Origin of the sequence: Acinetobacter sp., assembly GCF_036666595.1 — a bacterium.
Taxonomy (GTDB): domain Bacteria; phylum Pseudomonadota; class Gammaproteobacteria; order Pseudomonadales; family Moraxellaceae; genus Acinetobacter.
In genome coordinates, this window is record NZ_JAVWVO010000006.1 from 99,586 (window position 1) to 112,423 (window position 12,838).

The window sequence follows — 12,838 nt, forward strand, 5'->3', positions numbered from 1 at the left end:
CTTTATGACTGATGTTTTAAAAACAGATAGTGAATGGATGCAGCTTGCTTTAGAGCAGGCTGCTATTGCAGCGTCAAAAGGTGAAGTCCCGGTTGGGGCAGTCATTGTGAGTCAAAATAAAATTATTGGTTCGGGCTTTAATGCGCCTATTACGCTAAATGATCCTACCGCACATGCTGAGGTTCAAGCACTGCGCGATGCCTGTCAAAATATACAAAACTATCGTTTACCTGATGATGCGGTCATGTATGTGACACTTGAGCCTTGTACTATGTGCGTGGGCGCTTTGGTGCATGCACGCGTTTCAAAAGTGGTATTTGGTGCGACAGAACCGAAAGCGGGCTCTCTTATAAGTGCACGTAAATTATTTGAAACGGGTTATTATAATCATCAGTTCTTGGTTGAGTCAGGTTGTTTACATGAGCAATGCTCACAGCAGCTCAGTCACTTTTTTAAAATGCGCCGCGAACAAAAGCGACTATCCCGTCTACAAGAAAAGGGATGAATGAATTCGTAAAATAATAATTTCATGTAAAATGAAATGACAATAATTATTGTCAAATAAGGCGCTGGAACAACCATGAATAATATTCAGATTAAAAAAGAATTTAATGCACCCGTAGAGCAGGTGTTTGATCTACTTTCTAAACACTCAACGTATAACGTCGCTTTTGCACCAGTTCAAGTGGTGCGAGTGAAAGATTCAGCAGATCCAGAACGTCCGGATGGACTTGGTTCTGTACGCCGTATGGGGTTTGGGCCAATTAAACCGTTGCAAGAGCAAATTACATTAATGAATGTGAATGAGCGCATTGAATACAAGATTATTAAAAATCCACTCATTAAACATCATTTGGGTATTATTGAGTTTGAGCCGATTGATTCGAATAAAACGTTAGTGACCTATACGATTGAATTACAGGCACGTGCACCTTTTGTAAGTAAATTAATCCTTGCACAGCTTAAATCTGCGATTAAACTAGGTTTTTCAAAACTCGCTAAATCTGTATAACAAACTTTGGGTAAGCAATGACAGTTCAAATAATCACAATTGATGGTCCAAGTGGTTCGGGTAAGGGCACACTGGCTGCAAAAATAGCAGCTCATTATCAATTTCATTTACTTGATTCGGGAGCGTTATATCGCTTGTTGGGCCTGTCATTGCATCAACAGGATTTGTTAGATGCTTTGTCAAGCGAACTGAGTCAATGTGTCGAAATTGCTAAACATTTAGACATACAATTTTTAAGCTCTGCACAAGGCACACAAGTCTTGCTTAATGGTGAAGATGTTAGTCAAACCATTCGAACTGAACGGGTTGGTGAGTTTGCATCAAAAGTTGCAACAATTCCTGAGCTTAGAGCTGCACTGGTCGATCGCCAGCATGCTTTTGCACAAGCACCAGGATTGGTTGCAGATGGCCGAGACATGGCCACATCCATCTTTCCAGAGGCTCAAGCCAAGATTTATTTAACCGCTTCAGCCCAATCTCGTGCTGAACGCAGAGTAAAGCAGTTGCAGGGTATGGGGCTGGATGCTAAAATAAACGATATTTTAGCTAATATTGAGGCGCGTGATAAACGTGACATGGAGCGCGAAGTTGCTCCACTCAGACCAGCAGCTGATGCCTACATCATTGATAGTTCTGAATTGAACATTGATGAGGTATTTCAGCTTATGACGGCTTATATCGATAAGCAATTAGCAAACTAACGAATTTTTATATTCAGCAGAAGCATAGCTTGATCAGTTCAAAATGGACTATGTAGACGCTTAACTAAACCGGCCTTGTCTGATCCAAGACCGCTGACTTTATCAGGTATATCATGACCGAATCTTTTGCAGCCCTCTTTGAAGAAAGCGAATTAAACCTCAACGTTGAAAAGGGTGCTGTCATCCAAGGCGTTGTAGTAAACATCGATTCTGATTGGGTAACAGTTGACACTGGCCTTAAATCAGAAGGTATTGTTGACCGCGCTGAATTCTTAAATGAACAACGCGAACTTGAAGTTCAAGTTGGCGACACTGTTGATGTTGTTGTTGAAGCGCTTGACAACGGCATGGGTCAAACAGTTTTATCACGTGAAAAAGCGAAACGTGCTGAAACTTGGACTAAACTTGAAAAAATCTTTGAAGACGGCGAAATCGTTACTGGTGTTATCTCTGGTAAAGTTAAAGGCGGTTTCACTGTTGACATCGGTCCAGTTCGTGCGTTCCTTCCAGGTTCTTTAGTTGATACTCGTCCTATTCGTGATACTACTCACTTAGAAGGCAAAGAGTTAGAATTTAAAGTAATCAAACTTGATGCTAAACGTAACAACGTTGTTGTATCTCGTCGTGCTGTTATGGAAGCTGAATCTTCAGCTGACCGTGAAGCTCTTCTTGCTCAGCTTGAAGAAGGTCAAACAGTTACTGGTACTATCAAAAATCTTACTGACTACGGCGCATTCGTTGACCTTGGCGGTATTGATGGTCTTCTTCACATCACTGACATGGCTTGGAAGCGTATCAAGCATCCATCAGAAGTTGTTGAAGTTGGTCAAGAAGTTACTGTTAAAGTACTTAAGTTTGACAAAGAACGTAACCGCGTATCTTTAGGTCTTAAGCAATTAGGCGAAGATCCATGGTTAGCGATCATGAACCGTTACCCTAAAGGTTCAATCGTTAAAGCTCGCGTAACTAACTTAACTGACTACGGCTGTTTTGCAGAAATCGCTGAAGGCGTTGAAGGTTTAGTACACGTTTCTGAAATGGACCACACTAACAAAAACATCCACCCATCTAAAGTTGTTCAGATTGGTGACGAAGTTGATGTTATGGTTCTTGAAGTTGACGAAGAGCGTCGTCGTATTTCTCTTGGTATCAAACAAACTCGTGCTAACCCATGGGAAGAGTTTGCTAAGAACCACGACAAAGGTGAAAAAGTTTCAGGTACTATCAAGTCAATTACTGACTTCGGTATCTTCATCGGTTTACCAGGTGGTATCGATGGTCTAGTTCACTTGTCTGATATTTCTTGGAACGAACAAGGCGAAGAAGCTATCCGTCGTTACAAGAAAGGTGACACAGTTGAAGCGGTTATCTTGTCTGTAGACGCTGAAGGCAACCGTATCAGCCTTGGCATCAAGCAAATGAACAGCGATCCGTTCAACGATTTCTTAGCTGCTAACGAACGCGGTGCGCTTGTAAAAGGTACTGTAACTGCTGTTGACGCTCGTGGCGCAACACTTAAGTTAGCTGACGAAGTTGAAGCGACTCTTAAAGCATCTGAAATCAACCGCGACCGCGTTGAAGATGCAACTAAGTTCCTTGAAGTTGGTCAAGAAGTTGAAGCGAAAATCATCAACGTAGATCGTAAATCTCGCTCTATCAACTTGTCTATCAAAGCGAAAGACGAAGCTGAAGAGAAAGAAGCAGTTGCTAACTTGAAGACAGCAACTACTGGTCAAGACAATGGTCCTAAGACTATTGGTGATTTGATCAAAGCTCAAATGGGCAACTAAGTAGATGTTTGAATTGTATTGTTAATGTAAGTTAACTAATACTTTTTACACAAATACAATAAACGGTAGCGTAGTATTCACTTATTACGCTACCGTTTTGTATTTAAACAGGTTATTATCAATCTATCTACAAGGTAGCTTGATAATTAAAGAGGTCGCAGATGACTACTGAAGCACTTAATAAGTCTGACTTAATAGAGCGTATTTCTCTTAAAAACCCGCACTTAGCAGAGCCATTAGTGGAAGAAGCTGTTAAGATTATGATTGATCAAATGATTGCATCTTTGTCTTCTGATAATCGTATTGAAATTCGTGGTTTTGGTAGTTTTGCACTCCATCACCGTGAACCTCGAGTTGGGCGTAATCCTAAAACGGGTAAGTCGGTAGAAGTGGCTGCTAAAGCTGTTCCACATTTCAAACCAGGTAAAGCATTACGTGATGCAGTAAACGAGACTGCAGGCGAATAAAATTTATTGGGGTGCTTATGCGTTACGTATTATTCGCATTATTAATTGTACTGTTTGGCTACTGCCTAGCTTTGGTACTACAAAACGGAACTGAGCTAACCGTTGATCTGTTGTTTATACAGGTTCCAGCAATGCGTTTAGGTCTATTGTTATTATTAACAATGGCTTTAGGAATTGTGTTGGGTTTGTTAATTGGTGTTCAGGTATTTCGTGTATTCCAGAAAGGTTGGGAAATTAAGCGACTACGTAAAGACATTGATCACCTTCGTAAAGAGCAGATTCAATCTGCTCAGCTGGCTGCTGCTGAAGCTGCAGCACATACAAGACATGAGAAAACGGTGTTAGACATCAATCCTAATGATCGTCCATCTACACCGCTTTAAGCCACAATATCAAGTAAGGTTTTTATCTTACCAAGTATTGAAGCAAGTTTGATTTAAACGCCTTTGGATATATAGCCAAAGGCGTTTTTTATTGTGTTATAAAATATTGATAACTATATAAAAAGTATATGAATAAAGAACTTAGTTTGAATTTTAAATGGTTTTTAGAAAAATAGTCTTGGTCGTTTTAGGCTTAATCCGTATAATGCCATAATTTTGTGAGTTTGAAGGGTCTCCCCATGAGTATTATTGTTGCCTTAGATGCAAAAAGTCATTATGACGCAATGACGATTGCTGGGCAATTAGACCCTCAATTATGCCGTGTAAAAGTCGGTAAAGAATTATTTACCCATGAAGGCTCATCTATTGTTAAAGCTTTACATGGTGAAGGCTTTGAAGTCTTTTTAGATCTAAAATTTCACGATATTCCAAATACGACTGCGCAAGCGGTATGTGCTGCTGCAGATATGGGGGTTTGGATGGTAAATGTCCATGCTTCAGGTGGCCGTAAAATGATGGAAACCTGCGTTGAGCGCTTAAAGGCGGGTAACTATAACACTCAGCTGATTGCGGTAACGGTGTTAACCTCGATGGGCCGTGAAGATTTAGCCGATATTGGTCTGGATATTGAACCATTTGAACAAGTCAAACGTTTAGCAAAACTGACTAAAGACAGTGGTTTAGATGGTGTAGTATGTTCAGCGCAAGAAGCAAAAATGCTGCGTGAGACTTTAGGTTCTGAGTTTGCATTGGTGACACCGGGCATCCGCCCTGAGGGTTCAAGTGCGGATGACCAAAAGCGTATCGTAACGCCAAAACAAGCAATGTTAGACGGTGCAACACATCTAGTGATTGGTCGACCAATTACGCAGTCTGCAAACCCGTGTCAGATGCTCAAAGATATTTTAGCGACGCTTTAAGCGACTAGAAATCTAAAAAGCCTTTCATTCGAAAGGCTTTTTTTATGGATTAAATTTTAAAAATAATTGTTGGTGAGCGAAGTGGCAATAGCAAAATAAAAAGACAGCACTGAATAGAGCGCTATGCTTTACAGAGCAGCCAAGACACTGACGATAATTGGCGCCAAAACTGACAGGATGAAACCACTCACCATAGCATGTGGAATAAAGTCATTCCCACAGGCTTGTTTGACCATCGGTAGGGTAACATCCATTGCTGTAGCTCCTGCGGATGAAATCGCAGAGCGGGGGTAACGCCAGCCAATGATATACATGAACACAATCGCAAAGATTTCTCTGAACAAATCGTTCATCAGTGCAATACTGCCTAAATGTGCATTCTTTAACTCCGTGACCACAATGCCAGTCATGGAGTAGAAACCATAACCTTGAGACAACATAATCAAGTCTTTTAGTTGAATGCTCGGCACAAAATAGGCCGTTACAAACGCCCCGATAATTGAACCTAAAATACAACCAAGGGGAACGAGCAGTATTTGCCAGTTCAACCATGAACGATCTAGTGGCGAATAGGCTAAATCAAGCCCGATCAAAAACATGAAAACCAGTAACAAGTTCCATGTACTGATATGAAGGGTATAGCCGAAACCTGATGATAGCTCTGCCAAGCCATAACCCAAGGCCAGTGCGATAAATGCATAACTGATATTGATTAATGACTTGCTCACAAGTCTCATGGACACTTTGCCATGACTCGGTTGGTAGCCCAAAAGTTTAAATAATATATAACAACAGACAAAAGCACCGATACTGGTCATAACTGCTAAAAGAGCTGCATGATTGAGTATCTGCCAAGGTTGGGCAATGTTATGTAAAGTCGTTGAAAACTCAATCGCAATTGCGATTAAGAGAATATAAGTAAAATAGGGCAGGATTTGAAAGGCAAGTCGTTCAAGCCATTTGGGTAAACGACGAGCCAAAACAAATCCAAGTGCTAAACAAATAAGAAGCTGAAAAATCAACCAAAACGATTGCATGTCAAATAAAGTGTGAAAAAATACTAACTTATTATGACCGCGATCTTAATTTATTGCTTGACTATCTTGCTTAGAATTTAAAAAACGATAGTCTGCTGGATTGGCTTTTCGTGTTTTTAGCCAATACTTCCATGTATAGCTGGGCCATAAAGAGAAATTTTTCCCGTCCGCTTGTTGATACCAGCTGACACAGCCAGATTGCCAAATGGTATCTGTAAATTGACTTTGTAAATGGTGATTAAATTGGTCTTGAATATCTGCTTTCACAACGATTGCTTGAGATTGGATTTTTTGTGCCATCTCGATGAGCTGTAGAATGTAATTTACTTGTGACTCAATCATAAAAATAACTGAGTTATGACCTAAGACTGTATTGGGCCCTAAAAGCTGAAATAAGTTTGGGAAACCTTTGGTGCTAATTCCATAGTAACTTTCGGCCCCATCTTGCCATGCGTCTGTAAGCTCAATATGATTCAGCCCTGTGCAGCTAAAGGATTTAAGATAAATACGAGGGTCAGTCACAAAACCTGTACCATAGATGAGGCAGTCAATTGCACGCTTTTTTCCATCTTTGGTGATGATACTGTCCTCAGTTAATTCCAAAATATCATTGGTAACCAACTCCACATTTTTACGGTTGAAGCTTGGATAATATTTGTTGGAGACCAGGATGCGTTTACAACCCATAATATAGTTGGGAATTAACTTATCTGCGGTTTCAGGATCTTTGACTTGATGGTGAATATACGTTTCTGCTAGTTTTTGTGCATATTTCATGACCTGTGGTTTCATAATGGGAACTACACGAGATTCATTTGTCCAATACAGACGAGCTCGATGAATTTTTCGAAACCAATCAAATCGATTAAACAGTGTTTTCTCAATGGGTAAATAACGACGTTCATCCCGAGGAATAACCCATGCTGCTGTCCTTTGTAGTACGTAAAGTTGTTTCACTTTTTCTGCAATTTCAGGAATATATTGAATCGCGCTTCCCCCAGTGCCAATAGAGGCAACATTTTTATTGCAGAGGTCATAGTTATGATCCCACTGTGATGAATGGAAAACTTTGCCCTTAAACTTCTTGATGCCCGCAATATGTGGAATTTGTGGTACATGCAGTGGACCAGATGCGAAAATGACAAATTGAGCGGTCAGAGTTTCATTTTGATTAAGGGTGAGTTGCCATAAACACTGATTATCTAAGTAATGTGCAGCACTGACTTCGGTGTGAAAGCGGATATAAGGCTGCAATTGATGCTCAGCGGTAAGTGTTTGCATGTATTGATAAATTTCAGGTGCTTCAGCATAACGTTTAGACCAGTCGGTCTTGGGTGAAAAAGACAAGGAGTAGAGATGTGACTGTACATCACAAGCAGCGCCCGGATATTGGTTTTCACGCCATGTGCCCCCTATTTCACTGGCTTTTTCCAAAATTACAAAATCACGAATATTGTTTTGCAAAAGGCGAATAGCCATCGCTAAACCACCAAAGCCTGCACCAATAATGGCGATTTTTACCTGAGGGGTTGTTGAATTTGCTGCCTGCATTTGTTTTTTCCTTTTTGTTTTACTTTATTGTAGAGCAACTATCCAGAAGGTCTATGATAGCCCTGACAAGAAAATTGATAGATTCGGCAATTGTTGTACGCTAGGTGGCTGTAGTAAAACATAGGCCAATATTTTGCTTTTAATTGATTATGAAACGTTCTGTACTTGGCTTGATGTATTTGATTCAAGGAATGCGTAAAGCAGGAGTCGCAGTCGATCAAAAGTTACAAAGCATTGGCTTACGTGTGGAGTCGCTTGATCCGAATGCGATCATCCATCCTGCTCTAGAGTGGGATATTTTGAAAATCATTGCAGAGGATATTGAGCCTGAGCAAGGCTTGTTCATTGGTCAGCATTATGTCTTGGCAGGATATGGCCCCTTACTGATGTTGTTGATGACCAGTCCAACGACACACACCGCGTTAGAACAAGGTATTCGCTATCAAAGTTTGACGCATTTGAGTGGCTTATTGGGTTTGAAAAAACAAAATGATCAAGTCGCACTGTGTTATCTACCGCGAGACTTGCAAACACCTGTGGGACAGTTGCGTGCACATTCTGAGATAGCGGGAACCTATAAGTTTTTACAAGATATTTATAAGATGATTGGGCTGGAAATGCCTGAGATTCGAATTACTTTACCTGTTGCACGACCTGAAGGTACGAAAAAACTGGCGCTCTATCAGCAGGTCTATGGCCAGCAAGTCAGTTTTGGTACGCAACAAGCTGAATTTTGGTTTGATGAATGGGTTTTAAATGTGCCGATTCCTTCAGCAGATTTGATGACATTTAACGTTTATGCGGGCAAATGTCAGGCGGAATTACAACGTTTGGAAGAAACGGCAGAACAGCCGAGTCTGATTCAACGGGTACAGGATTATTTGGAGTTGCAACGTGGTTTACTGCCGACCATGGCTGAAACCGCGCAAGCGTTGAATTTGCCAGAGCGAACCTTAAGACACCAGTTGCAACAGTTAAATAGCAGTTATAAAAAAATTCGTGAGCAATTAATGAAAGACCGTGCACTTCATTTGATGGAATATCAGGAATATTCCATTGAAATGATTGCAGAGTTATTGGGTTACTCGGAGCCTGCAGCTTTTAATCATGCGTTTAAACGGTGGTTTGGTTACAGTCCACGACAATATGGGAAATAGCCTAAGCATAATTATGCCAAAGTGTTATATATTAACTTTTCCACTCCGCTATAATTGATATAGCCTAAAAACAGTATTAAATGATATGTCAGATTTTAATTCACCTACCGCATTCAGTCCCTTATCTCCTGCAGAGCGTTATGCGCAAGCCTTAGCATCCGGGCAGTTTATGTCTGATGAGGCACAAGCTCAGGCCGTTCATGAGCTGGATCGCGTTTGGCATGAATTAATTCAACGTTTTAAGGCATCTAAAAAAGCATTCCGTCGTTTCCGCCGTCAAACTTCTCCCCGTGGTGTGTATATGTGGGGTGGTGTAGGCCGTGGTAAAACATGGTTGATGGATCAGTTTTATGACTCAATTCCATTTCGTCGTAAAACACGGATGCACTTTCACCATTTTATGCAACATGTACATCGTGAGCTCAACAAGCTTTCAGGTCAGCGTAACCCTTTAGATGCGGTTGCGGATCAAATTTATAAAGAAGCAGTGGTCATTTGTTTCGACGAGTTCTTCGTCTCGAATGTGACGGATGCCATGATTCTCAGTGATTTGTTCCAAAAGCTTTTTGCACGTGGTATTACCTTGGTGGCGACCTCAAACATTGCGCCAGATGGTTTATATAAAAACGGCATTCACCGTGATCGTTTCATTCCAACCATTGAAATGGTGAAACAGCAGTGTGTGATTTTAAATGTAGATGCAGGCGTGGACTATCGTTTGCGTGTTTTAAAGCAAGCGCAACTCTTTAAATCTCCTTTAACACATGAGCACCAACGCTGGATCGCACAGCGTTTTAGCGCATTGACCCAAACCCAAACCATTTCAGATGAGCCGATTATTATTAATAATCGTATTGTAGAAACGATCGGACATACCGAAGATGTCTTATGGTGTGAATATTCAGAGTTGTGTTTAAAACCACGTAGTCCTGCTGATTTTATCGAAATTGCGAATATTTATAATACTGTGTTGGTGAGTAATGTTCCGCATTTGACTGATTATCTTTCTGAAGGGACACGTCGTTTTATTTATTTGGTTGATGAGTTTTATGACCGTGGGGTAAAACTGATTTTAACCTCAGAAGATACAATTATTGATTTGTACTCTGGTGATAAATTAGCCTTTGAAATTGAACGCACGCGTTCACGTTTATTGGAAATGCAATCAGATGATTACTTGAATGAAGCGCATCGACAAATACAAGCTGAGGCAAGTAAACAACAAGAAGAAATTTAAAAATATAAGCACCCAAAAGGGTGCTTTTTTTATGTGCATTTTCATCGATTAATTTATCGACTTTTTTGAATAATCATGGCTTAATCAGGATTGAAAATAGGGAGAACATTGGTTTTAAGTGTAAAAAATATACAAAACTGCACTTAAGTCTAATTTCGGCATTTCAAAAACTTAATAAACTACTAAAGAGCATTTTGTAAATTGATAATGCTTGTGCCTTGAGCAGTATTTTATTTGGTAGTTTGTATACTTTATTAAATAAAAAATGATCACTATTTCGCACGGTGATATTACTATTCAGCCAAGTTTAAATCGGTATACTAGAATCTCTTGTATAAAAAGTAGCAATATCAGGAAAGACAATGACTGCACGTATTCAAAAAGGCAAGTTAGCGATTGCTAAAGAACTTTACGATTTCATCGAAAATGAAGCACTTCCAGGTTCAGGTTTGGACAGTGAAACTTACTGGAAAAACTTTGAACAAGTCGTTGTCGATCTTAGCCCAAAGAACAAAGCACTATTGGCTAAGCGTGACGACATTCAAGCGAAGATCGATGAATGGCACCGCAACAACAAATTTGAACTTGGAGCTTACAAAGCTTTCCTTACTGAAATTGGCTACTTAGTACCAGAAGTAGAAGATTTCCAAATCAGCACAGAAAATGTAGATGAAGAAATCGCATTATTGGCTGGTGCGCAATTGGTGGTACCTGTGCGTAATGCACGTTACTGCTTAAATGCTGCAAACGCACGTTGGGGCTCTTTATATGACGCACTTTACGGTTTTGACGTGATCCCTGAAGACGGTGGCGCGGAAAAAGGTAAAGGCTATAACCCTGTACGTGGTGACAAAGTTATTGCATTTGCTAAAAACTTCTTAAATGAAACCTTCCCATTAGCAAATGGTTCGCATGCTGATGCGACAAAATATGCAGTTGAAAGCAAAAAGTTAGTTGTGACGTTAAAAGACGGTTCAACATCGACTTTGGCTAAAGAAGCACAATTTGTGGGTTTCAATGGCGAAGAATCTGCACCAACAGAAATCGTACTTTTAAACAATGGCTTACACGTTGTGATTGAAGTTGATGCAAACAGCCCAATTGGTAAAACAGATGCGGCTGGCGTAAAAGATTTAGTACTTGAGTCTGCTTTAACCACAATTCAAGACTTAGAAGATTCGATCGCTGCTGTAGATGCAGAAGAGAAAGTTGAAGGCTACCGTAACTGGTTAGGTTTGATGAAAGGTACACTTTCAGAGTCTATCGAGAAAAATGGTAAAACCGTTACGCGTACTTTGAATAAAGACCGTACGCACAAAAATTTGATTGGTGGTGAAACGAAACTTCATGGCCGTTCATTGATGCTTCTTCGTAACGTGGGTCACCTCATGACCAACCCTGCGATCCTTGTAGATGGCGCTGAAATCTACGAAGGGATTATGGATGCATTAATCACTCCACTATTGTCTTTCGCAGACATTAAAGGTGAAAACGAAAACAAGAACTCTCGTAAAGGTTCAATGTACATCGTAAAACCAAAAATGCATGGTCCTGAAGAAGTTGCTTTTGCTGTTGAGTTGTTTGAGCGTTCAGAACAAGCGCTTGGCTTGCCTGCAAAAACTTTAAAAATCGGTATTATGGATGAAGAACGTCGTACATCTGTAAACTTGAAAAACTGTATTGCGCAAGCAAAAGACCGTACGATCTTTATTAACACAGGTTTCATGGACCGTACAGGTGATGAAATCCATACCTTTATGGAAGCAGGTCCATTTGTTCGTAAGGGTGAAGTGAAATCACAAATTTGGTTCCCTGCATATGAAAACCGTAATGTAATGATCGGTCTTCAAGCGGGATTACGTGGTAAAGCGCAAATTGGTAAAGGCATGTGGCCAAAACCAGACATGCTTTTAGACATGTACAACACTAAGATTGAACATCCAGAAGCGGGCGCAAGCTGTGCATGGGTTCCATCTCCATCTGGTGCTGTCATTCACGCGATTCACTACCACCAGTGCAATGTGTCTGAGCGTCAAAAAGAATTATTGAATACAGAGCCTTTATCATTAGATGATTTGTTAACACCGCCTTTGGCGACAGACACAAACTGGACTGACGAAGAGAAAACCAAAGAGCTTGAAAATAACCTTCAAGGGATCTTGGGATATGTTGTGCGTTGGGTTGACTTGGGTGTAGGTTGTTCGAAAGTTCCAGATATCAACAACGTTGGTTTAATGGAAGACCGTGCAACTTTACGTATTTCATCTCAACACGTTGCAAACTGGTTGCGTCATGGCATCGTATCTGCAGCGCAAGTTGAAGAAGTGATGCAGCGTATGGCGAAAATCGTTGATGAGCAAAATGCAAACGATCCGCTTTACACACCTATGGCGCCTAGCTTCGATGGTTATGCATACAAAGCAGCGTATGACCTAGTGTTTAAAGGTGGTGAGCAGCCATCAGGTTATACAGAACCACTTCTGCATGCTGCACGTTTGAAGTTAAAAGGTTATACAGGTGACTAATCTGTAAAGCTAAAAAAGCCTCTTCGGAGGCTTTTTTATTGGATGAAATAAGTCGTAC

At 40.5% G+C, this 12,838-nt stretch carries 12 protein-coding genes; 10 read left to right on the forward strand and 2 right to left on the reverse strand.

The features are described from left to right. The first annotated feature begins 4 nt into the window (after positions 1 to 4). From tadA to pyrF, 7 genes are all read left to right on the forward strand, one after another. A complete protein-coding gene (gene tadA, locus RR876_RS09695; RefSeq protein WP_332477366.1) occupies positions 5 to 505 on the forward strand; it encodes a tRNA adenosine(34) deaminase TadA in 501 nt (166 codons plus the stop codon). 75 nt (positions 506 to 580) lie between these two features. After that, on the forward strand, positions 581 to 1,012 hold the full coding sequence (locus RR876_RS09700; RefSeq protein ID WP_004696860.1) for an SRPBCC family protein: 432 nt from the start codon (positions 581 to 583) through the stop codon (positions 1,010 to 1,012). Between the two features lie 17 nt (positions 1,013 to 1,029). Further along, positions 1,030 to 1,713, forward strand: coding sequence for a (d)CMP kinase (cmk, locus tag RR876_RS09705; protein WP_004984817.1), 684 nt, complete (start codon positions 1,030 to 1,032; stop codon positions 1,711 to 1,713). A gap of 113 nt (positions 1,714 to 1,826) precedes the next feature. Beyond that, positions 1,827 to 3,503 carry a 30S ribosomal protein S1 gene (gene rpsA / locus RR876_RS09710; RefSeq protein ID WP_004696863.1) on the forward strand — a complete coding sequence of 559 codons (1,677 nt, stop codon included), beginning with the start codon at positions 1,827 to 1,829 and terminating at the stop codon, positions 3,501 to 3,503. A gap of 161 nt (positions 3,504 to 3,664) precedes the next feature. Then, positions 3,665 to 3,970, forward strand: a complete 306-nt coding sequence (locus RR876_RS09715; RefSeq protein ID WP_004696865.1) for an integration host factor subunit beta — start codon at positions 3,665 to 3,667, stop codon at positions 3,968 to 3,970. 17 nt (positions 3,971 to 3,987) lie between these two features. Further along, positions 3,988 to 4,353: a LapA family protein gene (locus RR876_RS09720; RefSeq protein WP_004696867.1), complete on the forward strand. Its 366-nt coding sequence runs from the start codon at positions 3,988 to 3,990 to the stop codon at positions 4,351 to 4,353. A 224-nt stretch (positions 4,354 to 4,577) separates the two neighbouring features. After that, positions 4,578 to 5,273 (forward strand): orotidine-5'-phosphate decarboxylase, encoded by a 696-nt coding sequence (pyrF, locus tag RR876_RS09725; RefSeq protein ID WP_171057611.1) that lies wholly within the window; start codon positions 4,578 to 4,580, stop codon positions 5,271 to 5,273. A gap of 128 nt (positions 5,274 to 5,401) precedes the next feature. Here the strand turns inward: pyrF and RR876_RS09730 are convergent, their stop codons facing one another. Then, positions 5,402 to 6,310 carry a lysine exporter LysO family protein gene (locus RR876_RS09730; protein ID WP_332477365.1) on the reverse strand — a complete coding sequence of 303 codons (909 nt, stop codon included), beginning with the start codon at positions 6,308 to 6,310 and terminating at the stop codon, positions 5,402 to 5,404. Positions 6,311 to 6,355: 45 nt separating this feature from the next. Then, the gene (locus tag RR876_RS09735) at positions 6,356 to 7,861 is read right to left on the reverse strand and encodes an NAD(P)/FAD-dependent oxidoreductase (RefSeq protein WP_332477364.1); all 1,506 of its coding nucleotides are present in this window, start codon (positions 7,859 to 7,861) and stop codon (positions 6,356 to 6,358) included. Between the two features lie 149 nt (positions 7,862 to 8,010). On the opposite strand from RR876_RS09735, the gene RR876_RS09740 reads away from it, so the two are divergent. The 3 genes from RR876_RS09740 (at position 8,011) to RR876_RS09750 (ending at position 12,780) form a co-directional block, all read left to right on the forward strand. Further along, positions 8,011 to 9,018 carry an AraC family transcriptional regulator ligand-binding domain-containing protein gene (locus RR876_RS09740; RefSeq protein ID WP_332477363.1) on the forward strand — a complete coding sequence of 336 codons (1,008 nt, stop codon included), beginning with the start codon at positions 8,011 to 8,013 and terminating at the stop codon, positions 9,016 to 9,018. Positions 9,019 to 9,103: 85 nt separating this feature from the next. Then, positions 9,104 to 10,255 (forward strand): cell division protein ZapE, encoded by a 1,152-nt coding sequence (zapE, locus tag RR876_RS09745; protein WP_279687201.1) that lies wholly within the window; start codon positions 9,104 to 9,106, stop codon positions 10,253 to 10,255. Positions 10,256 to 10,617: 362 nt separating this feature from the next. Then, positions 10,618 to 12,780, forward strand: a complete 2,163-nt coding sequence (locus tag RR876_RS09750; protein WP_332477362.1) for a malate synthase G — start codon at positions 10,618 to 10,620, stop codon at positions 12,778 to 12,780. The last annotated feature ends 58 nt before the right edge of the window (positions 12,781 to 12,838 follow it).

What these genes read in the sequence shown, in the direction of transcription:
- tadA (WP_332477366.1), top strand. Translation starts at nt 5, where the DNA reads ATGACTGATGTTTTAAAAACAGATAGTGAATGGATGCAGCTTGCTTTA.
- RR876_RS09700 (WP_004696860.1), top strand. Translation starts at nt 581, where the DNA reads ATGAATAATATTCAGATTAAAAAAGAATTTAATGCACCCGTAGAGCAG.
- cmk (WP_004984817.1), top strand. Translation starts at nt 1,030, where the DNA reads ATGACAGTTCAAATAATCACAATTGATGGTCCAAGTGGTTCGGGTAAG.
- rpsA (WP_004696863.1), top strand. Translation starts at nt 1,827, where the DNA reads ATGACCGAATCTTTTGCAGCCCTCTTTGAAGAAAGCGAATTAAACCTC.
- RR876_RS09715 (WP_004696865.1), top strand. Translation starts at nt 3,665, where the DNA reads ATGACTACTGAAGCACTTAATAAGTCTGACTTAATAGAGCGTATTTCT.
- RR876_RS09720 (WP_004696867.1), top strand. Translation starts at nt 3,988, where the DNA reads ATGCGTTACGTATTATTCGCATTATTAATTGTACTGTTTGGCTACTGC.
- RR876_RS09730 (WP_332477365.1), bottom strand. Translation starts at nt 6,310, where the DNA reads ATGCAATCGTTTTGGTTGATTTTTCAGCTTCTTATTTGTTTAGCACTT.
- RR876_RS09735 (WP_332477364.1), bottom strand. Translation starts at nt 7,861, where the DNA reads ATGCAGGCAGCAAATTCAACAACCCCTCAGGTAAAAATCGCCATTATT.
- RR876_RS09740 (WP_332477363.1), top strand. Translation starts at nt 8,011, where the DNA reads ATGAAACGTTCTGTACTTGGCTTGATGTATTTGATTCAAGGAATGCGT.
- zapE (WP_279687201.1), top strand. Translation starts at nt 9,104, where the DNA reads ATGTCAGATTTTAATTCACCTACCGCATTCAGTCCCTTATCTCCTGCA.
- RR876_RS09750 (WP_332477362.1), top strand. Translation starts at nt 10,618, where the DNA reads ATGACTGCACGTATTCAAAAAGGCAAGTTAGCGATTGCTAAAGAACTT.